At 44.1% G+C, this 21,478-nt stretch carries 15 protein-coding genes and 1 pseudogene; 7 read left to right on the top strand and 9 right to left on the bottom strand.

From position 1 onward, the window contains the following. Positions 1–11 precede the first annotated feature (11 nt). A complete protein-coding gene (locus tag KHN78_RS05980) occupies positions 12–683 on the top strand; it encodes a GntR family transcriptional regulator (RefSeq protein ID WP_211915452.1) in 672 nt (223 codons plus the stop codon). 80 nt (positions 684–763) lie between these two features. On the opposite strand, the gene KHN78_RS05985 is transcribed toward KHN78_RS05980, so the two are convergent. From KHN78_RS05985 to KHN78_RS06020, 8 genes and pseudogenes are all read right to left on the bottom strand, one after another. After that, on the bottom strand, positions 764–2,650 hold the full coding sequence (locus tag KHN78_RS05985) for a diguanylate cyclase (protein ID WP_211915453.1): 1,887 nt from the start codon (positions 2,648–2,650) through the stop codon (positions 764–766). Positions 2,651–2,887: 237 nt separating this feature from the next. Then, positions 2,888–3,382, bottom strand: a complete 495-nt coding sequence (ilvN, locus tag KHN78_RS05990; RefSeq protein ID WP_128811733.1) for an acetolactate synthase small subunit — start codon at positions 3,380–3,382, stop codon at positions 2,888–2,890. 1 nt (position 3,383) lies between these two features. Beyond that, a complete protein-coding gene (locus tag KHN78_RS05995) occupies positions 3,384–5,108 on the bottom strand; it encodes an acetolactate synthase 3 large subunit (RefSeq protein ID WP_211915454.1) in 1,725 nt (574 codons plus the stop codon). Between the two features lie 444 nt (positions 5,109–5,552). Further along, positions 5,553–7,361 (bottom strand): AMP-dependent synthetase/ligase, encoded by a 1,809-nt coding sequence (locus KHN78_RS06000; RefSeq protein ID WP_211915455.1) that lies wholly within the window; start codon positions 7,359–7,361, stop codon positions 5,553–5,555. A gap of 298 nt (positions 7,362–7,659) precedes the next feature. Next, positions 7,660–8,618, bottom strand: a pseudogene (calR, locus tag KHN78_RS06005) (LysR family transcriptional regulator CalR). 484 nt (positions 8,619–9,102) lie between these two features. Next, positions 9,103–10,149, bottom strand: a complete 1,047-nt coding sequence (locus tag KHN78_RS06010; protein WP_211915456.1) for an MJ1255/VC2487 family glycosyltransferase — start codon at positions 10,147–10,149, stop codon at positions 9,103–9,105. Continuing rightward, entirely contained in the window at positions 10,149–10,700 is a 552-nt protein-coding gene (locus KHN78_RS06015) for a phosphatase PAP2 family protein (RefSeq protein WP_211915457.1), read from the bottom strand. The genes KHN78_RS06010 and KHN78_RS06015 overlap by 1 nt, the downstream gene beginning before the upstream one ends. A 138-nt stretch (positions 10,701–10,838) precedes the next feature. Continuing rightward, a complete protein-coding gene (locus KHN78_RS06020; protein ID WP_211915458.1) occupies positions 10,839–11,630 on the bottom strand; it encodes an SH3 domain-containing protein in 792 nt (263 codons plus the stop codon). Positions 11,631–12,140: 510 nt separating this feature from the next. Between KHN78_RS06020 and leuA the strand changes: the two genes are divergently transcribed. From leuA to KHN78_RS06045, 5 genes are all read left to right on the top strand, one after another. Further along, complete coding sequence (leuA, locus tag KHN78_RS06025) at positions 12,141–13,688, top strand: 2-isopropylmalate synthase (RefSeq protein ID WP_211915459.1); 1,548 nt, start codon at positions 12,141–12,143, stop codon at positions 13,686–13,688. An 89-nt stretch (positions 13,689–13,777) separates the two neighbouring features. After that, complete coding sequence (gene leuB / locus KHN78_RS06030; protein WP_211915460.1) at positions 13,778–14,869, top strand: 3-isopropylmalate dehydrogenase; 1,092 nt, start codon at positions 13,778–13,780, stop codon at positions 14,867–14,869. Between the two features lie 23 nt (positions 14,870–14,892). Continuing rightward, positions 14,893–16,311 (top strand): 3-isopropylmalate dehydratase large subunit, encoded by a 1,419-nt coding sequence (gene leuC / locus KHN78_RS06035; RefSeq protein ID WP_211915461.1) that lies wholly within the window; start codon positions 14,893–14,895, stop codon positions 16,309–16,311. Positions 16,312–16,323: 12 nt separating this feature from the next. Continuing rightward, positions 16,324–16,926, top strand: coding sequence for a 3-isopropylmalate dehydratase small subunit (gene leuD / locus KHN78_RS06040; RefSeq protein ID WP_211915462.1), 603 nt, complete (start codon positions 16,324–16,326; stop codon positions 16,924–16,926). A gap of 135 nt (positions 16,927–17,061) precedes the next feature. Further along, a complete protein-coding gene (locus KHN78_RS06045; RefSeq protein WP_211915463.1) occupies positions 17,062–17,844 on the top strand; it encodes a DUF547 domain-containing protein in 783 nt (260 codons plus the stop codon). Between the two features lie 136 nt (positions 17,845–17,980). On the opposite strand, the gene djlA is transcribed toward KHN78_RS06045, so the two are convergent. After that, positions 17,981–18,832 carry a co-chaperone DjlA gene (djlA, locus tag KHN78_RS06050; RefSeq protein ID WP_211915464.1) on the bottom strand — a complete coding sequence of 284 codons (852 nt, stop codon included), beginning with the start codon at positions 18,830–18,832 and terminating at the stop codon, positions 17,981–17,983. Between the two features lie 269 nt (positions 18,833–19,101). Between djlA and lptD the strand changes: the two genes are divergently transcribed. Beyond that, positions 19,102–21,471 carry an LPS assembly protein LptD gene (gene lptD, locus KHN78_RS06055; protein ID WP_211915465.1) on the top strand — a complete coding sequence of 790 codons (2,370 nt, stop codon included), beginning with the start codon at positions 19,102–19,104 and terminating at the stop codon, positions 21,469–21,471. Positions 21,472–21,478 lie beyond the last annotated feature (7 nt).

Here is a 21,478-nt window from a genome sequence, read left to right on the forward strand (position 1 = left end):
ATAAAATTTCAATGAGGCAGCTTGTGTCTAGTCCCACTCTTACCGACAAAGTATCAAAGATGATCTGTCAAGATATCCTGACAGGTGAACTCCAACCAGGTCAAAAGCTTGTCGTCGCTGATCTGAAAGAAAAGTACAACGTGGGCGCATCTCCGATTCGTGAAGCATTAGCACTATTGTCTTGGAGTAAGTACGTAATACTTGAACCTCAAAAAGGTTGTTGGGTCGCCCCTGTATGCAAAAAAGAGTTAAACGACCTCTATGAAAGCCTGCGTGTTATTTCTTCAGTTCTGCTTAAAAAAGCGATCTTAGCCGGTGATGAAAACTGGGAATTAGAAGTACTCACTTCTTATCACAAACTGTCGCGTCTGCATTTTAATGAGACATTTTGCTGGAAAGAATGGGAAGATAAGCACCATCAATTTCACGCTTCACTGCTTGAGGGCGCTGACTCGCAAAACATGTTTGAGTTCTTTACGGATTTGATTAACCAAATCAAGCGTTACCGCTTCTATGCAATGCAAACATTAAACTCAACGCAAGATGATCTGTTTAATATCCAAGAGCATGAGATGATCATGAAGCTTGTACTTGCCAAAAATAGTGAAGAGGCAAGCGAACTATTAGACAAGCACCTCCTCAATACAATGCAGCGCATCGAAAACATTCTCGAAATCGCTTAATACGTTCGACCTAGTACGTTCAAAAGATCCAAAAAAATCGGGCTTTCCCGATTTTTTATTTTGATGATACGGCTTGAGATTTAAGCTGTGTCATCAAAACTATGGCAAACAGAGATACGGTTTCTTCCCGTATTTTTCGAATCGTATAATGCAATATCGGCACATTTATAACTGTGTGTTCGGTCTGCGGTTAAATCGCTGTAGCCAACACTGATTGTTACGGGTAGTTCATTACTCAATTCCACCGCGATTCTAAGCCGATTCAATACAACTTTAGCTTCATTCATCGTCGTGTGAGGCATAATTACTGCAAACTCTTCTCCTCCCACACGAGCCACAATATCGGTATTACGAACGCCATTTAATAACGTTTCACCAACTTGTCGAATGACCTTATCGCCCTCATCATGACCTAACTCATCATTGATCTTTTTAAAATGATCAATATCAATCAACGCAAGGCAGGTGCTTTGCATGTCAGGATAACGTTCTATCACATTGGCATGAAAGAGTAGCTGCTCTTCAAACTTTCGGCGATTCCACAATCCGGTCAGGCTGTCTTTTTCACTTAAATTGCGCAATTGCTCTTCTAATTGCTTGCGTTCGGAGATATCAACAAGGGATGTGATGTAGTAACTCACTTTTCCAGGCTTCGCCATAATGGCTTGAATACGCATAATCGCCGTAAATACATGGTTGAGTTTCGTACGACAACGCACTTCACCCTCCCACACCTGCTCTACGCTCAATTTGTTCCAAACGGCCAAAATGTTTTCAATATCCACCGGAAGAAAAATCAGTTGATGCGCATTCCAACCTCGCACTCGACTAGAGGCATAGCCCATCATGTTCTCAAACTCTTGATTGACCATGATGATGCGATGCGATGGGTCAGAGATCATGACCGCTGTCATGCCATCAAGCGCAGCGCGGGCAAGTTTTGATTCCACACTATAGCGTCGATAGTGCCAGACTAACGCAGTGATGGGTAAGGCAAATACCAAAACAAAACTTAGCATCAAACTGGCTTCTTGAATCAGACTCTCAATCTCATTATCCGCTCTCTCATTCAGTTGAGTGTCAGCGAGGTCAACAACCAAGTAAAGGGACTCGCCCGGCACAAAATTAATCGTATTGAACGCGACTAATCTCTTGCCATCATATTCATAACCCATTTTGTCTGAGCCAAATTTTTGCCATACCTTGGGGTGTATTAGACCTAAGTTAAATCGCGAGCGAGCGGGGATGATATTGCCATACAGTTTGTCTTGATGTGAACTTGCCACATAAAAACCTTGTTGATTAATCAATTCAATATTGAAATCTCGTACAGGGGAGTAATTGAGCCGTGCAGAAAGATACTCGATATCAACATTTAAAACGAGATACCCAACTCTTCGAGCCCCCATTACAACGGGCGTAACTAAACGAACAGATGGACGATACGGGTAGACTATTTCACCATTTTCTTGCTCAAGTTCAATCCCTGACGAATCTATTTTCCCGTTAGCGAGAGCTGTCGCATCTTGAAAATACACACGAGATGATTTGTCTTCTAACTTGGAAATCGGGGTAGCAAGCGCAATTCCAGAGGAAAAGTCATACTTAATTTTTATCTTCTCTTTACCTGCACTATCAAGAAAACGGATTTGGGTGTACCACTTTTGGTTCACCGCAACTGACCGCCAAACTTTCTGCAAGATCAAGCGATGTGTGTCACTGGGTTCACGAACGTAATCGTAAAGACTCTGACTATGAGCAAGAAGATCGCTAATGGACACCATTTGATCTTTAATGTTGCTGTATTCTCGTTCCGAATAGGAGAGCTGATGAAGGGCTTCTTTTGCTGTGCTCTCGATATTATTAACGAGCAAAGCTTGATACTTCTGATAGTAATAAACAGAAATAAGCGCACTAAGCACAAGTGTCGTTGCTAGCAATGATCCGATTAGTTTTCTAATTTTCACATGTACGCCTATCGTATGAATTCACTAAACGATAATCATATCATTGTTTATTATCAAAAAGTTGAATAGGACAATTTCAGAAAAAATGACTTAATCGGATAATAGCACGGCAATTTAGATCCTAAAGCTGAGCATAATTAAAGAAGATTACTCTATAAAAAAGCCACCCTAATAGGATGGCCTCAATAAAATAATGATAAATACCGCACATCAGAAAAATCTACCGTGAGATCTTCGTTACGGTTTTAGAGCACGCTCACCACGAGCTATCCCCACAACACCACTTCTCGCCACTTCAACCACATCGGTCACTTCAGAAATGGCTTGGATAAAAGCATCGAGCTTTTCACTGGTGCCTGCCAACTGCACAGTATACTGGGCAGAAGTAACATCAACAATTTGACCACGGAAGATATCAGCAGTTCGTTTAACCTCGGCTCGAGCAAACCCACTCGCCTTGACTTTTACCATCATAAGCTCACGTTCGATGTGATCAAACTCAGTAACTTCTTGGACTTTCAAAACATCAATTAACTTATTAAGTTGCTTCTGAATTTGTTCCAGTTGCATTTCATCCGATGTCGTTGTGATGTTGAGGCGCGATAAGGTTTCATCATCCGTAGGGGAAACCGTCAGAGATTCAATGTTGTAACCACGCTGAGAGAATAGCCCCACAACTCGAGATAATGCGCCCGGTTGGTTTTCCAATAACAAAGAAATAATGTGTCTCATATTAAGTTCTCTCCGTTTTGCTTAGCCACATCTTATCCATACCCTCGCCTTTTATTTGCATTGGGTATACGTGTTCAGTTTCGTCAACATTGATATCAACAAAAACCAGACGATCTTTCATATCTAACGCTTTTTGCAAACCAGCCTCTAGCTGATCAGGCGTTTCAATACGAATACCGACGTGACCATAAGCTTCTGCAATTGCGGCAAAATCCGGAACGGAGCTCATGTATGAGTTAGAGTGACGGCCTTGATAAATAATGTCTTGCCATTGCTTTACCATACCCAAAAATCGGTTATTCAAGTTAATGATCTTCACCGGAATATCGTATTGCATTGCCGTCGATAGCTCTTGAATATTCATCTGGATGCTACCATCACCAGTAACCACCACGACTTCTTCTTCTGGCATAGCAAACTTCACGCCCATACCGGCTGGTAAACCAAAGCCCATGGTGCCTAGACCACCCGAGTTGATCCAGCGACGCGGTTTATTAAATGGGTAATATAAGGCTGCAAACATTTGATGCTGACCAACATCAGAGGCAACATACGCATCACCATTCGTCAGCTTATGCAGTGTTTCAATAACCTGCTGAGGTTTGATCCGTTCTTCTGACGTTTCATAACTTAAACACTGACGATCGCGCCAAACTTGGATGGCATCCCACCAAGAATCTAGAGCCGCTCTATCATTCGCTAAGCCTTGATCATTAAGCAACCCAACCATGTGCTCCAATACTTTTTCAGCGGAACCTACGATAGGCAGATCCACTTTAACGTTTTTGGAAATCGAAGATGGATCGATGTCGATATGCATAACTTTGGCGTTTGGACAGTACTTCTCAAGATTGTTAGTCGTACGGTCATCAAATCGAACACCAATACCAAAAATCAAGTCAGCTTCGTGCATCGCCATATTGGCTTCATATGTGCCATGCATACCAAGCATACCGAGTGAGTGTTTATGAGTCCCAGGGAAAGCCCCTAATCCCATCAAAGTACTGACAACCGGAAGATTTAATTGATCCGAAAGAACTTGAATATATTCATGAGCTCCTGAAATGACAGCGCCACCACCGATGTATAGCACAGGTTTTTTGGCTTCAACCAAAGCTTTCAGCGCTTTCTTGATTTGGCCTTTATGACCCGAAGTCGTCGGTTTGTAGGAGCGCATCAAAATGCTTTCTGGGTATTCATAAGGAAGTTTGATTTGCGGGTTTAAAATGTCTTTTGGCAAATCAATCACAACCGGGCCAGGTCGACCAGTCGTCGAGATATAAAACGCTTTTTTGATCGTTTCAGGGATATCTTCTGCTTTTTTCACCAAAAAACTGTGTTTCACCACAGGGCGAGAGACACCAACGATGTCGCACTCTTGAAAAGCATCATTACCTATCAGGTTATTTGGCACGTTACCAGAAATCACGATCATTGGGATCGAGTCCATATAGGCTGTCGCAATACCGGTAATCGTATTTGTCGCTCCAGGGCCTGAGCACACTAGCACCACACCAGGTTTACCTGTTGCGCGGGCATAACCATCCGCCATGTGTGTTGCCGCTTGCTCATGTCGCACTAATACATGTTTAATTTGATCGGTTTTAGCATGCAGTGCGTCATAAATATCCAAAACGGAGCCGCCTGGATAACCAAAAATTTGCTCTACATTCTCTTCTATCAGAGACTGAACTACCATCTCTGCACCTGACAACATCGCTGTCATAATTGCTCTCCTTACCAGTACCTCACCGTAAGGCCAACGGATTGGTCTGGTTTTACATAGTCTAGGTCTTATTCGTAGCCTAATCGAAATACTTCCGCGTTTTCAGCTATGTCTTGCGCTTGTCATAACAACACGCAAGTTACCACAACAAATGTAACGTTTTATTATCAATGGGTCTAACGCGACATTGGTCTAATTTTGAACAAGATACTGCAAATAAGAATAAAGGTAGGGTTAGGCGCTATTTAGAGAGGCAAATTCAGAACTAGAAAGGGAGAGTAATTAAAAATAGAGTAGATAATTTCATCAAATAGAGACCATCGTCCTATTCTCGCTTGAATAAGGTGATAAGCATCCGTTTATCTGGGCATAAAAAATCCCCATGAGCAGCACAATGCACACATGGGGATTTTTTCATCAATCTACAATTTAAAATCGTCTAAATTACTTTTTATCCGACTTTTCATTGTACATTTCTTCAATTTCATCTTGGTATTTGTCATTAATGACTTTGCGACGAAGTTTTTGTGTTGGGGTCAACTCGCCATCATCCATCGAGAACGCTTTTGGTAACAGTTTGAATTTCTTAACTTGCTCAAACTTAGCCAGTTCTTTTTGTAAGTCATTCACGCGCTTTTCAAGCATCTCAACGATTTGATGGTGTTTGATCAATTCCACACGATCGTGATACGCAATGTTCAACTCTTTTGCGTACTCTTCCAGAGAATCAAAACAAGGAACGATCAGTGCCGACACGAACTTACGTGTGTCTGCAATAACGGCAATCTGCTCGATAAAGTGATCTTTACCGATAGCCCCTTCCACGACTTGTGGTGCAATGTACTTACCGTTTGATGTCTTCATCAACTCTTTAATACGATCGGTAATAAACAGGTTGCCATTTTCATCAATGTAACCAGCATCACCCGTTTTTAAGAAGCCATGTTCATCAAATGTCTTCTCGGTTTCTTCTGGCATCTTATAGTAACCGCGCATTACCATTGGGCCACGCACTAAGATCTCATTGTTTTCACCGATCTTAACTTGTGCTCCCGGCATCGCCATACCGATAGAACTTGGGTCAAAACATTGATCATCCCAGCAAGAGACCGTCGCCGTGGTTTCTGTCATGCCATAGCCAAGCTTGACGTTAATGCCGATCGCATGGAAAAAGCGACCGATAGTCTCGTCTAGTTTTGCTCCGCCACATGGCATAAAGTTAATTCGTCCACCTAGCAACGCTCGTAACTTGCTCAGCACGATCTTATCGGCCAATGCGTAAGATTTACGTAACGCCAATGATGGTTCACGTTTTTCTTGATGGCATGCCGCCATCTTCGCGCCCATATTCACAGCCCAAGTGAACATGATCTTACGGTGGAACGGTGCACGAGATACTTTTTCATGAATCGCAGAGAAAATTTTCTCATAAAAACGAGGGACAGCACTCATTACCGTTGGGCGAATTTCACTTAATGCGTCACGAACCTGCATCGTGTCTTGCAGGTAACAGTTAGTGCCGCCTTTATAGAGTACGTAGAATGTCCACGCGCGCTCAAATACATGTGATAGTGGTAGGAAACATAGCGATACGTCGTCTTCTGTCAGGCTTAAGCGTTGATCGTGACCTTCAAGTTGTGCAGAGATATTTGCATAATCCAACATCACACCTTTCGGCTGACCTGTTGTGCCCGACGTGTAAATCAGAGTCAGCAGATCATCTTCTTGCGCTTGCTCTAAACGAGTCTCCAGCTCAACGTGACGGCTTTCATCACCCTTTGCCATAAAGTCTTTCCAAGACATCGCAAAGCTGTACTCACCAAGCTCGATCTCATCAGACATCGCAACAATAAGCTCAAGTTGACGGCATTGGTCAAAGATACTGACTGCTGCATCAAACTGTGGTTGCTCACCAACAAACAGCACTTTTACGTCTGCGTTATCGATGATGTAAGCAGACTGCGCTGCTGTATTAGTTGGGTAGATAGGAACCGTCACACCACGCAATTGCAGTGCTGCAAAATCAGCAATGGTCCACTGCGGCATGTTGTTTGAGAAAATACCGATCTTATCTTGAACGCCCAATCCCTGAGCCAAAAGTGCAAGCGACAAAGCATCCACTTGCTGACCAAATTGCTCCCATGTAATACCCTGCCATGTGTCACCAACTTTATGTTTTAGCGCAACACGAGTACTACCTTTCGCAATTTGTTCACGAATACGTTTAACGATATGAAAATCTAACTTGGCCATTCTTTACATTACCTTTTGGCTTACAGTCGTAAGCTCTTTGAGCGCACAAGTGTAACCTCGGCACCTAAAAACGCAACTGACCATTATCAAACTTATCATTATTAAGAGAGCACTATCACTAATGAGAGCTTAGTACATATTTAACTGTCGAAGGTTTAATCAAGTTAAGTTGCTGTTTCAACTATTAATTAGCAGACATAAAAAGACCCCAAGAAACAAGATGCTCTCGGGGTCAAGGAATTGTAAAAATTGATGATTACAAGTCCAGTCTGACCAGTTGATCAGGCTGAAAATAAACCTATTTCAGCGCAACAACTTCACCACAGGTGATCATTAACTGATCACGTAGCCAAATGTGGCCTTTGTCTTTTTCACTAGACTCATGCCAACTTAGGTAACCACTGATTTCTTTGTTTTCAATGGTAAGTCTAAGATTTGAAGTTGGCTGCTGTTTACTGCATTTTCAGCCATCCATCGTGGTGCAATAGTGACAAGTTCAGATTGGCTCACCACGTAAAGTAAATTGCTTAGGCTTGAACCCTCATACGCCGCTTGGCAATCAAACTCACGGTATGCTTGCTCAGAGAAGCTACGTTGACCATGTACACGAGATAGTTTCGCGTGTTTCTCATTGATCAGTTGCTCTGCAGAAACACCGCCTTTAATACGTGGATGTGTTTTTGAAGCAATAACGACTAGCTCGTCTTTAAAAATTTCTGTACTTGAAAAACCTTGATCATCGAATCGTGCATAGTCGATAACGAAGTCAATTTCTTGATAACGCATACGCTCCGAAAGAAGGCGATCAAACTCAGCATCGAGATGAAGCTGTACGCTTGGTGCTTGTTCATTGATGTTTGCCATAATGCGTGGTGCAAAGCGCATGTCGCATGGGCTACAAATTGCAAGTTTGAACAGACGAGTTGAAGATTCAGGTTGGAAAACAGAGCTTGGTAGTTCATTGCGGATAAGTTGCAAAGCTTGACGGACTGGTCCAAACAATTGACGAGCACGCTGAGTTGGTTGAATACCACGGCCTTGGCGCATGAAAAGCTCATCATTAAACATGACTTTTAAACGAGCAACCGCGTTACTTACTGCAGGCTGTGACATACCAAGATTGTGTGCAGCACGAGTAATGTTCTGCTCTTGCATGACAGCATCAAATACCGTCAGTAGGTTTAAATCAACACCACGAAGTGTGCTTTCCATACGGTAGCTAGCAATTGCGCTCATCGCATCTTTTTTTTCTAACATTGAGTGCGCCTCTTAAATCATCAATTTGGTTCAACGAGTTCTATACGAACAGGGCTTACTTTTACCAATACATGGCAACGTTTTTCTGCTCGTGTCTTGTGGAATAGAAAACCGAACTTACTGTTATATTTATATTTCGGATACTTCCGAACTGAACCGTACTATCAACGAATCAATTAGGCTTTCGCAACTAGATTGACATTTAATCACTAAATTTTAGTCTATTATGTATTTAGTTAAATAAAATCAAATATTTAACTAAAACATAAAAAACTATAAAAATGCATTTTTAGCCATTTCATATCAAGTATTTATCGTATCGATACAAAATATAGCGACACAAATAATACATTTAGCCACATTATTATTACCCTGCACATTTAAGAATTAGTGCGAATGATTCACTGATCAACGAGATAATGAACGCTAAATTATGCAGACAAAGATCAGGGAAGAAGCCTATCGAACAATACAGTCATAAGCTTCATAAATGGGACACATAACTAGGAAAGTCCACTTGCTGCCAAAGCTTGTCGGCAAGCCTAGCTTGCGTGTTCCAATCCCCCTCAACAACCCAATGTGCTATCGCTTTCGCGACATCAGGATAAGTCACACTTTCTACATGTGAGTCTCTGAGCCACTGGCGAACTGAAGAAATATCGAGACTGTCCATGGATGTCGCTAGCCCCAATTGCTCTAATGTTGCAACGTTGCTTTGTTGTTCAAACTGTCCTGATAAAGGTTTTAGCAGCAGTTTCTTACCTAGAGAGAGCGCTTCAGAGGGCAACTCAAATCCTCCATTCGCGATCACGCCACGACAGCGATGTAAGTGATGTTGAAAACGACGGTGGGACAAGGGTTGCAACTCGATGTTTTCGACTTGCGAAGCTTCCATCACATCAGGGTGATAGCAAATAAATGGCTGCTGATTGAAGTGAAAAAGAAGATTCGTGATGTCCTCAATGGCCTCGAAAGGCAGATACACCAAGACAAAGTCCCCCTCATCACTCACCTCTGAGGAGGTATTGATGATGGGTGGTAATATGGGTTGATCATAGTGATACCAATGTAGTCCAATATGGTGTTGTGCAGGCGCAAAATATTCGATCACGGACTTATCAATCCAATTCGCCCCCTTAAGTGGCACTGAGTAGCGAAAAGCGTTCTGGTGGCTAATGCCAATGCAGGGCTTTTTTTGCTTACGAGCTGCCCATGCCGATACGGGTTCAAAATCATTGATCACTAAATCGTAAGAAGAGAGATCAAGTTGTTTTACCTCTTTGAAAAACTGCATCAAATTATTGCTAAGTGCCGTCTTGGTATAACTTACCGAGCCCTTTTTTGTCTCAAATGTAAAACCACGACGCGTTTGATAATCACCAAACGCCTCCATTGAGAAATACTTCTCGGGCGCACGACCAGAAAACAAAAAGTCCACCTGCACATTGTGCATCTTAAAGGCTTCACTCATCGCTCGCGCTCGGGCTATATGACCATTTCCAGTGCCTTGAACTCCATATAGGATTTTCATCAACTTACTCCTACTATGTCGATTGCGAGAGAAGCACACAGGCTACCTAGCACGGCGCCAACAATAATGTCGGTAAAGAAATGGACCCCGAGCAATATACGCGACAATCCAATAAGGCTCGCCCATAGAAAGGCAAACACCCCTAACTCTGGATAGAAATGGTGAATTACGCTCGCCATAACAAACCCTGCAGCCGTATGGCCTGAGGGTAAGCTGTAGCGATCGGATGGTGTAATGAATGCAGGAAGGTGTTCGCTTAACTCTTTCGGTCGACGGCGTTTAACGCTGTTTTTTAGAACCCAGTAAATGGGCAGTTCCATTGCAAAAGCAACCAAGCCAACCCATAAAAACCATTGCCCATGTTGCTTATCTAGCAACCAAGCTAATACTCCAATAACAAGATAAAGGTGCCCGTCTCCACTGTGTGAAATCCCCTTACTTACGTTGGCAACGGGTAAGCTAAAACGATGGCGTAAACAAATGTGGGAAAACGCCACGTCAAATTTCGCAATCGTGGCGATAGGCAGTGCAATTGTCTCAATAGTTCGCATGTCGCTTTCCTGTACTTTGACACTCTCTGCAAAGTAGGCGTTTGAAATGACAGCAACATGACGAGATGTTGGAGAATTAGTGACACGTCAACATTTTTGGCATCATGGTTTTATACATTGAGACAAATAAGACACCACTTAAAGGGGCTCGGCATTCGTCTCTGGAACATCGATATACCAAATTTTTCTCTGCTTACGACACGCTCTTAGGGACGCAGTAGTAACTCGTTCCTCCTTAGTGAGTTCATACACCAAGTCACGGCAAGTATAACGACCAAATAGCTCACTCTTCGAGGTTATCTGGCGTGCATTTTCACTGCGAGCAAGCAATTCGTTTGGCTTGGTAGACAAAATATCATGGCCTAAAACATTACTGCGCGCGTACTCTTGGTGGATATAGCCCTTAACCATTCCGTCTTGCTCAACGAGCAACCAAGGTTGGCCTTCTACTTTAGCAATAGCATTGAAATCTTCGTCTTTGCTCAACTCCCCTACCCTAAGGCTATTTGTGTCAGGGTGAGCAAGTAAATGAAGCGTAGTTTTAGCGCGGTAAGGCACATCCATGAACTCAAAATGGTAAGAGGTATCAACCCCCTTTACCGTAGCTTGCTTTATTTCTGCTTCTTTCCATTGGTTTGGCTGAACGAGAATGTTCCACCAAGAATAAGTCTCTGGATCCTTACCTTTAAAACGATCTCTATTATCTGACTCCAACGCCACCAGCATCTGATTCAAAAATGATTCACGTCCATCTTCACTCAAGTATTGAGCCATCTGTTTGTTGATCACCTGAATGCTTTGCTCATGATCGCTCATCATTACCGAAGTTGGCGTTTCATCTGTATCCACGAGTTGAAGTAGCTGACACCCAGGTAAGCTAACCAGAGAGAGACTCAACACGAAACGTCCAAATTGTTTTGCGAGAACCATTCTTTCCAACCTATTCACTCTAATCAAAAAGCCCGTATATTTTGCGATGCGCAGCTTCACTATAAATCGTCTTAGACAATTGTCGTAACCCAATTGAGCCCTTTGTGTACTAAGTCGCAAAGCGTGTTACTTTGCTCTGTGCCACTAGAAAAACAAGACAAAAATTATCATTATCGATCTCTACTCCCACCCTCACTTTGCCGTCCCTCTTTTTCACTCGACTGATCCGATATGAACAAAAAATCGTCTTTGGGGTTGACGTGTTCCATAGAGTGCGGTACTAATTTGTTAACTTAATTTTGTGGAATGCTTAACAACTATGTCAGCACATTTTTCTATCCTGCTTAACCTCCTCCTGATCGTGACCAGTTCGCGCGGGTAGGCTGTGGAAGAAAAATAACCACACATCTTCTAAGAAGCCCGCATGAAAATGCGGGCTTTTTTATATCTAAATACTGGAAGTAAACGATTCACTTACGCGAAAGTGTAAAAATCATGAAGGATGCAAACATGAACGATCAGGTCATTATTTTCGACACCACATTGCGTGATGGCGAACAAGCGTTGTCAGCAAGCTTGACGGTTAAAGAAAAACTGCAAATTGCCTATGCGCTTGAAAGGCTGGGTGTTGATGTTATCGAAGCGGGATTTCCTGTCTCTTCTCCGGGTGATTTTGAATCTGTACAAACCATCGCAAAACACATCAAAAATAGCCGAGTTTGTGCCCTTTCGCGTGCCGTTGCGAAAGACATTGATGCGGCAGCACAAGCACTAAAAGTTGCGGATGCATTTCGAATCCACACTTTCATCTCTACTTCTACCGTTCACGTTCAAGACAAATTGCGACGCAGCTATGATGATGTCGTAGAAATGGCCGTTAAAGCCGTTAGGCACGCTCGCAACTATACCGATGACGTTGAATTTTCTTGTGAAGATGCGGGCCGTACACCAATCGACAATCTATGCCGTATGGTTGAAGCCGCTATTGATGCGGGCGCGAGCACCATCAACATCCCTGACACGGTTGGCTACACAGTGCCAAGCGAGTTTGGCGGTATCATTCAAACACTCTTTAACCGTGTGCCTAACATCGATAAAGCGATCATATCCGTGCACTGTCATGACGATTTAGGTATGTCTGTCGCCAACTCAATTGCAGCGGTACAAGCCGGTGCGCGTCAAGTTGAGGGGACCATCAACGGTATCGGCGAACGTGCAGGCAACTGCTCTCTTGAAGAGATCGCAATGATCCTTAAAACGCGTCAAGAGTTTATGGGCGTACACACGGGGCTAAAACACGATGAAATTCATCGCACCAGTAAACTCGTTAGCCAACTATGCAACATGCCGATCCAAAGCAACAAAGCGATCGTTGGCGCGAACGCATTCAGCCACTCTTCAGGCATCCACCAAGATGGCATGTTAAAGAACAAAAACACGTACGAGATCATGACGCCAGAATCGATTGGTCTTAAGAACCAGGCGCTAAACCTAACCAGTCGCAGTGGTCGTGCCGCCGTGAAGAGCCACATGGACGCAATGGGTTACAAAGACGAAGAGTACAACCTAGACGCATTATACGAGGACTTCTTGAAGCTGGCCGACCGTAAAGGTCAAGTGTTCGATTACGATCTAGAAGCCCTAATGCACTTCTCGAACTTGCGTGAAGAAGACGACTTTTACAAGTTGAACTACCTAAGCGTGCAATCTGGCAGTGTCATGGCCACCACCAGTGTAAAAATGCAATGTGGCGATGTGGAAAAATCTGAAGCGGCCGTCGGTAATGGTCCGGTTGATGCGCTATACCAATGTATCTACCGAGTGACAGGTTACGAGATCGTGCTAGACAAGTTCGACCTAACCGCGAAAGGCGAAGGGGAAGATGGGCTTGGTCAGGCTGACATCATCGCCAATTACAAAGGCCGAAAGTACCACGGAACTGGCATTTCAACTGACATCGTAGAAGCCTCTGGTCAGGCGCTATTACACGTCATTAATAGCATCCATCGTGCCGATACCATCGAAGAAATGAAACAAAAGAAAATTGCGACCGTTTAATGTGATTCATTGGAGTCTGAACCACACCTCAGACTTCAACCAAATTCATTTAGATAAGCTCAAAAATTAAAAAAATTTAAAGGATTAACATGACAGACAAATCATACAAAATTGCCGTTTTACCTGGTGACGGTATTGGCCCTGAGGTAATGGCGCAAGCCCATAAAGTCTTGGACGCCATCGAAAAGAAACACGGCATTGCGTTTGAGCGAGATGAGCATGACGTTGGCGGTATCGCGATCGATAATCATGGTTGCCCACTTCCAGAGAGTACCGTCAAAGCGTGTGAAGAGTCTGATGCCGTGTTATTTGGTTCTGTCGGTGGACCGAAATGGGAACACTTACCAGCCAACGACCAACCAGAGCGTGGCGCATTGCTGCCGCTACGTAAGCACTTCCAACTGTTCTGTAATCTTCGCCCGGCACAAATCCATGCGGGTCTAGAAGCGTTCTCACCATTGCGAGCAGACATCTCTGGGCGTGGTTTCGACATCGTGGTAGTACGCGAATTGACGGGTGGTATCTACTTTGGCCAACCAAAGGGACGTGAAGGTGAGGGGCCAACAGAAAAAGCGTTTGATACCGAGGTTTACCATCGTTTCGAGATCGAACGCATAGCAAAAATTGCTTTTGAATCCGCTCGTCTACGCCGTAAGAAAGTCTGTTCAATCGATAAAGCGAACGTTCTGCAAAGTTCAATCCTATGGCGCGAAGTTGTTGAGCAGGTTGCCAAAGATTACCCTGATGTTGAGCTATCCCACATGTATATCGACAACGCGACCATGCAGCTAATCAAAGATCCTGCTCAGTTTGACGTGATGCTGTGCTCAAACATCTTCGGCGACATCATTTCTGATGAGTGCGCGATGATCACGGGTTCTATGGGTATGCTGCCATCAGCAAGCCTAAACGAAAGCAAATTCGGTCTGTACGAACCAGCAGGCGGCAGTGCACCAGACATCGCAGGTAAGAACATCGCAAACCCTGTCGCTCAAATCTTGTCAGCAGCCTTGATGCTGCGTTACAGCCTTGGCGAAGAAGCGGCGGCACTCGATATTGAAAATGCCGTCTCTAAAGCGCTTTCTGCCGGAGAGTTAACCGGTGATCTTGCGGGTGATAACCCAGCACTTTCAACGTCAGAGATGGGCGATAAAATCGCTGAGTACATTCTAAATTCATAATAATTACATGGAAGTAAATGAGCATGGCTAAAACGCTTTACGAAAAGGTTTACGATGCGCACGTCGCCGTTGCCGCTGAGGGTGAAAACCCAATTCTTTATATTGATCGACACTTGGTTCATGAAGTGACCTCTCCTCAAGCATTTGATGGTCTGCGTGAGAAAGGTCGTCAAGTGCGTCAGGTGAGCAAGACATTTGCCACCATGGACCACAATGTTTCCACCACCACCAAAGACATTAATGCCTCTGGTGAGATGGCGCGCATCCAGATGGAAACGCTATCGAAAAACTGTGAAGAGTTCGGTGTCACCCTTTACGACATTAACCACAAATACCAAGGGATTGTGCACGTCATGGGCCCAGAACTTGGGATTACTCTTCCGGGCATGACCATTGTTTGTGGTGACTCACACACCGCCACCCACGGCGCGTTTGGTTCGCTCGCTTTTGGTATCGGTACGTCGGAAGTTGAGCACGTATTAGCAACACAAACACTAAAACAAGCGCGCGCAAAAACGATGAAAATCGAAGTGAAAGGCAAAGTTGCATCGGGCATTACTGCAAAAGATATCGTGTTAGCCATTATCGGTGAAACCACTGCTGCTGGCGGCACCGGTTATGTTGTTGAGTTTTGTGGCGAAGCCATCACTGATCTTTCTATGGAAGGTCGTATGACCGTATGTAACATGGCAATTGAACTAGGCGCAAAAGCCGGTTTGATTGCACCTGATGAAACCACATTCGAATACATCAAAGACCGCAAGTTTTCTCCTCAAGGGGCGGATTTTGATGCTGCCGTTGAGTATTGGAAAACGCTAAAAACTGACGATGATGCCCAGTTCGATGCCGTCGTAACGCTAAACGCAGCAGACATAAAACCACAGGTGACTTGGGGCACTAACCCAGGCCAAGTGATTGCGGTAGACCAACCTATCCCAGCACCAGAAAGCTTTTCAGACCCAGTAGAAAAAGCATCAGCAGAGAAAGCGCTCGCTTACATGGGGCTAGAAGCAGGCAAATCATTATCGGATTACAACGTGGATAAAGTCTTCGTTGGCTCTTGCACTAACTCACGTATTGAAGATATGCGTGCAGCAGCAGACGTAGCAAAAGGCCGTAAAGTGGCCGCTCACGTTCAAGCACTTATCGTTCCTGGTTCTGAGCAAGTAAAAGCGCAAGCGGAAGCTGAGGGTTTGGACGTTATCTTTAAAGAAGCAGGCTTTGAGTGGCGTTTACCAGGCTGCTCCATGTGTTTAGCGATGAATAACGACCGTCTCGGCCCTCATGAGCGTTGTGCGTCAACATCAAACCGGAATTTTGAAGGTCGCCAAGGTCGTGATGGACGTACCCACTTAGTGAGCCCTGCGATGGCAGCGGCTGCAGCAATTGCGGGTCACTTCGTTGATATTCGTGAATTGGCTTTTTTTGATAAACAGGACTAGAGGAAAGAACAGATGTCAGGTTTTAAACAACACACAGGCTTAGTTGTTCCTCTAGATGCAGCGAACGTAGATACCGATGCCATTATTCCTAAACAGTTTCTACAAAAGGTTTCGCGCCTTGGTTTTGGGAAGCACTTGTTCCATGACTGGCGTTTCCTAGATGATGCTGGCGAGCAGCCAAACCCAGAATTCGTAATGAACGCCCCACGCTATAAAGGCGCGTCTATTTTGCTCGCACGTGAAAACTTCGGTTGTGGCTCATCTCGTGAGCACGCGCCGTGGGCACTCGCCGATTACGGTATCAAAGCGATGATCGCCCCAAGCTTTGCCGATATTTTTTACGGCAACTCAATCAACAACCAAATGGTACCCGTTCGTCTTACAGAGCAAGAAGTAGATGAGATTTTCCAATTTGTTGAAGCCCATGAGGGCGCTAAAGTGGAAGTGGATCTCGAGGCCAGTGTGGTTCGTGCCAACGGCAAGGAGTATGGTTTTGAAATCGACTCATTCCGTCGTCATTGTTTGCTAAACGGTTTAGACAATATTGGCCTAACCTTACAACACGAAGATAAGATTGCGGAGTACGAAGCGAATATTCCAAGTTTCTTAAGCTAATTCGATTCTCAATCAAACAAACGAAAAAGGTTGGTCTGTACCAACCTTTTTCACTTTATTCCCAGAGTTTCAAGAAAGAAATTCCGCCGAATGCAGGTCTACCCTATCAATAAGGTTAAATCCTAAGGAATCCCTATGAAGCGTCTGCTAATGCTATTGTGTGCCCTCGTGTCGTTCTCGGTACTTTCTGCGCCTAAATCGGATTTGTGGCCGTATTGGAAACAATCAAATGAAACGAATCAAACTCAAATATCTCATCACGAGTGGCAACATCTGCTCGATAGTTACCTCGTTGAACAAGGTGAAAATACGTTATTTCGCTATAACAAGGTGTCTTCTGCCGACAAAGCAAAATTGAAACAGTACATCCAACGACTGGCGAAACTCGACCCTTTGCAATACAAGCAAGCAGAACAATACGCGTATTGGGTGAACCTTTACAACGCCATCACGGTAAAGCTAATCCTAGACAACTACCCCGTCGAATCAATTACTAAACTTGGTGGCCTATTTAGCTTTGGGCCTTGGGGAGAAGACGTGGTGGTAATTAACGGTAAAAGTCTGACTTTAAACGACATCGAACACCGAATTTTGCGCCCAATTTGGAATGATCCTCGCACCCATTACGCCGTGAACTGTGCGAGTTTAGGCTGCCCAAATCTTCAAACTCAGGCATTTACCGCAGATAACACACAAGCGCTACTCGATAACGCCGCAAAAACATTCATCAACAGCAAAAAAGGCGTATCTGTTCAAGGTAACACCGCGCAACTGTCGTCAATTTATGAGTGGTTTGCCAATGACTTTGGTGGTGAAAAACAACTGTTCAACCATATTGCCAAGTACGCTCCGCAATACAAAAACTTCTCAGGAAAGGTGACATACGAGTATGACTGGAGCTTAAATCAAGCACAGTAGTCTTTCTTTAATTCTCTGACTCTCTGACTCCTTAAAAAAAGCATTTGGACACCTGTAACCCAAAAGCAAAAAGACACCAGCATCAAAAAAGGGCACTGAGTGCCCTTTTCTTCATTGATTGATAAAAGCCCGAGGCCTATTTAAAACCTTTTACCTTTTTAATCAGGTCATAAGCGTTTTGAATTTCTTGAGATTTTTCTTTCGCGACGTTCATCATCTCTGGCGGTAAACCTTTCGCCATCAATTTATCTGGGTGATGTTCATTCATCAATTTACGATAAGCTCGCTTAACGGTTTTGCTATCTGCGTCTGATGACACATCCAGAATTTCATACGCATCTGACAACTTATCCGCCTGAGAAGCTTGCTGCCAATCTGATGACTGATATTGGCCTTGTTGACCATGGAAACCGCCTTGGCTTTGAAAGCGAAAAGCCGCTTCTTGCATATGCAAACGTCGTTCTAATTGTTCAGATGAAAAGCCTAAGCCACGTGCGATCTTGTGTAATACATTACGCTCACTTGGGTGAACCGCACCATCGGCAAATGCCGCAGAGATCTGTAACTCAAGGAAAAATTGCAACAAATCAAAACGACCAGAAGATGAAGTTTTTACCCGCATCAATACATCGTCAAGTGGGAAGTCACTTTCTTTGCCCTCTCGAAACGCATCTTGCGCTGCACGACGTTGCTCGCCGTGCAAATTCATGCGTTCCATCATGGCAGAGGCCAATTGAATTTCTTCTTTTGTCACTTGGCCTTTTGCTTTTGCCACGTGTCCCATTACCGCGAATGCCGCCTTGAAAAACTCTTCTTGTCGCTGCGCCTGGCTTGGCCCCTTACCAAAACCGCCAGTAGAAAAGCCCGCTTGGCTCAATCGACGAGCTTTATCAAACTGATGTCCAATAAATAGACCAAGCAACAAACCAAATGGGCCACCGAGCAACAAGCCAAAAAAGGCACCCAATATTTTGCCAAAAATCTGCATTATGTGTTCTCTATCAATGAATTTTTATCGACGACCGCGGTCTTATAGTGCCGGATGCAACGATTTCCTTTATGATAATGGAATTAGTTTAAATTTGGTCAGGTCTTTTTACCTGCTCATCTTTTCAGCGATCGTCAGTAATATTATGCCACAGCGTACCCATGCTCTGGGATAAATACTAATGATTGTTGATTCATTTGGCTATCTCTGCGCGGGAACAACTAGCCCTATAGCCATCGAGTATTAGTGACACAGGAAAGTTCAATTCAATGCAACATTTCTCCCGCACATTTTTAGCGGCCTCTATCAGCACCGCCTTGCTTGTACCCACAACACAAGCTGAAGTGAATATACAAGATAGTGTGCAGGAAATGCCCACCACAGATCAATGTCTGGTCACAGCAAGTGGTGAGGAGGACGCACTCAATGCCCCTGTGGTTGTTCAAGCTGACAGCCTACAAGCAATCAACGGTGACAAAGCACAGTACTCGGGCAATGTTGAAGTAACACAAGGTCCGAAAAAAATTACCGCTGATAGCGTGACGCTTCATCAGCAAGATAATGTCGTTGTCGCCGAAGGTAACGTGACGTTCAATGATGGACAAGTTAAAGCACGATCTGATCGTGTAACGAATGACATCAATCAAGACACGTTCTCACTAGAAAACACCGATTACCAGTTCCTATGTCAGCAAGGACGAGGAACCGCGGCGTATATTGCTCGCACGGGCCAATCTGTCTATGAGCTAGAGGATGGCTCTATCACATCTTGCCCTCAAGGCGATAACTCTTGGCGCTTAGTGGCATCAGGTATCGATGTCGATCAAGACGAAGAAACAGCAACACTGCATCACCCTCGCTTTGAAATACTTGATGTACCTGTTTTCTATGTGCCTTATCTTACCATGCCGATTGGCGACACCCGTAAGACTGGTTTCCTCTTCCCATCATTGTCCTATGGCTCAAGTGATGGTCTAGAGGTTGAAGTGCCGTTTTACTGGAATATTGCCCCAGAATACGACATGACACTGACCACGTTATATATGCAGCAACGTGGTACAAAACTCGATGCTGATTTTCGCTACCTCACCGATGGTTGGGGCCAAGGTGAAATCAAAACTGAGTACATGAACAGCGATAAAAAGTATCAAGATGAAGCGCGTTGGGGCTATCAATTTAAGCACGATGGCATCATCAACAAGCATTGGGTGGTAAAAGCAGATTACTCGAGAGTCAGCGACATCGATTACTTCCGTGACCTCAGCTCTGATCTTGGTAATCGTGAAGATGGCCAATTGATCCAAGAAGGTCAGGTGAAATATCGCTCTGATTTTTGGGACGCTTCTTTAACTGTTCGTGATTTCCAAATCTTATTACCGGACGAAAACAAGCCATATCGCTTACTTCCTCAGTTTGATTTGAATTACTACACACCACTTTGGGGTAACTACGTTAACTTTGACGTAAAAAGCCAAATTAGCCGGTTTGAGGTTGAAGACACCGATAGACCAAATGCGACGCGTGTACATATCGAGCCTGGATTAACCATTCCATTGTCGAATACGTGGGCGACATGGACCACCGAAGCGCGCGTTCTTTCAACGTACTACTCGCAAGACATATCAAACTTAACTGACGCAAAACTCAAAAGTCAGTTAGATGAAAACGTATCACGGGTAATTCCAGAGTTCCGCTCTCATGCTCAGCTATATCTTGAGCGTGATACCGCTTTTATCGAGGGCTATACACAAACGCTTGAACCTCAAATTCAGTATTTGTATATACCTGAAGAAGATCAGTCGAATATCTACGACTATGACACAACACAACTGCAAACCGATTATTACGGTTTGTTCCGTAGCCGTCGATACAGTGGTCTAGACTTCATCGCCGCTGCCAACCAATTGAGCTACGGTGCAAGTACTCGCTTCTTCGATGAAGATTATAAAGAACGTCTAAACATCTCATTTGGACAAATTTATTACATCAACAAAGACACTAAATTTAACAAGAAGTCTCAAGATAATGCGTCTGATTCAAGCGCAACCAATTACTCCTCTTGGGCCATAGAGGCGGACTTCAACTACAACGACTACTTGTTCTATCACGGTGGCATTCAATACGATGTCGACCTTGGCGAAATGCAGCTTGCCAACAGCACACTGGAATATCAGTATGAGGGCGGCTTTATCCAAGGTAACTATCGTTATGTCACTTTGGATTACATTACCAACACCGTACAAAATAACGATGACGCGAGAACAGACTGGTCAAGGGTGACACGCAAAGGCATCTCTCAGGCTGGTATTGTCACGGCGTACGAGTTTAACCCAAGATGGTCGGCAAGCGGTCAGTACTATTACGATCTAAATGAGAGTAACACATTGGAATGGCTTGCGAGCCTGCGTTATCAATCAGATTGCTGGTATATTGGCTTTACTTATTCAAATCAATTACTTGGTTGGGATGGCAATGTTATTGGCAGCGAAGATGCGTCACCAGAGTACGAAAATAACATCAGTGTAAACTTTGGTATTCAAGGCTTTGCAACCTCAGAAAGAGCGGCAACAGCAGCGAAAGAACTAGATGGGTCAGACAACGCGATCAAATACGGTCGCCCATTCTATCTGAACAATTAATCGATTT

Origin of the sequence: Vibrio sp. B1REV9 (assembly GCF_905175395.2) — a bacterium.
Lineage (GTDB): Bacteria > Pseudomonadota > Gammaproteobacteria > Enterobacterales > Vibrionaceae > Vibrio > Vibrio alfacsensis.

Excerpts from the sequence above, each read along its gene's own strand:
- KHN78_RS06010 (WP_211915456.1), bottom strand. The coding sequence starts at position 10,149 with ATGAAAATCCTATATGGAGTTCAAGGCACTGGAAATGGTCATATAGCC.
- leuA (WP_211915459.1), top strand. The coding sequence starts at position 12,141 with ATGAACGATCAGGTCATTATTTTCGACACCACATTGCGTGATGGCGAA.
- KHN78_RS06020 (WP_211915458.1), bottom strand. The coding sequence starts at position 11,630 with ATGGTTCTCGCAAAACAATTTGGACGTTTCGTGTTGAGTCTCTCTCTG.
- leuC (WP_211915461.1), top strand. The coding sequence starts at position 14,893 with ATGGCTAAAACGCTTTACGAAAAGGTTTACGATGCGCACGTCGCCGTT.
- ilvN (WP_128811733.1), bottom strand. The coding sequence starts at position 3,382 with ATGAGACACATTATTTCTTTGTTATTGGAAAACCAACCGGGCGCATTA.
- KHN78_RS05995 (WP_211915454.1), bottom strand. The coding sequence starts at position 5,108 with ATGACAGCGATGTTGTCAGGTGCAGAGATGGTAGTTCAGTCTCTGATA.
- KHN78_RS05980 (WP_211915452.1), top strand. The coding sequence starts at position 12 with ATGAGGCAGCTTGTGTCTAGTCCCACTCTTACCGACAAAGTATCAAAG.
- leuD (WP_211915462.1), top strand. The coding sequence starts at position 16,324 with ATGTCAGGTTTTAAACAACACACAGGCTTAGTTGTTCCTCTAGATGCA.
- lptD (WP_211915465.1), top strand. The coding sequence starts at position 19,102 with ATGCAACATTTCTCCCGCACATTTTTAGCGGCCTCTATCAGCACCGCC.
- djlA (WP_211915464.1), bottom strand. The coding sequence starts at position 18,832 with ATGCAGATTTTTGGCAAAATATTGGGTGCCTTTTTTGGCTTGTTGCTC.
- KHN78_RS06045 (WP_211915463.1), top strand. The coding sequence starts at position 17,062 with ATGAAGCGTCTGCTAATGCTATTGTGTGCCCTCGTGTCGTTCTCGGTA.
- leuB (WP_211915460.1), top strand. The coding sequence starts at position 13,778 with ATGACAGACAAATCATACAAAATTGCCGTTTTACCTGGTGACGGTATT.
- KHN78_RS06000 (WP_211915455.1), bottom strand. The coding sequence starts at position 7,361 with ATGGCCAAGTTAGATTTTCATATCGTTAAACGTATTCGTGAACAAATT.
- KHN78_RS06015 (WP_211915457.1), bottom strand. The coding sequence starts at position 10,700 with ATGCGAACTATTGAGACAATTGCACTGCCTATCGCCACGATTGCGAAA.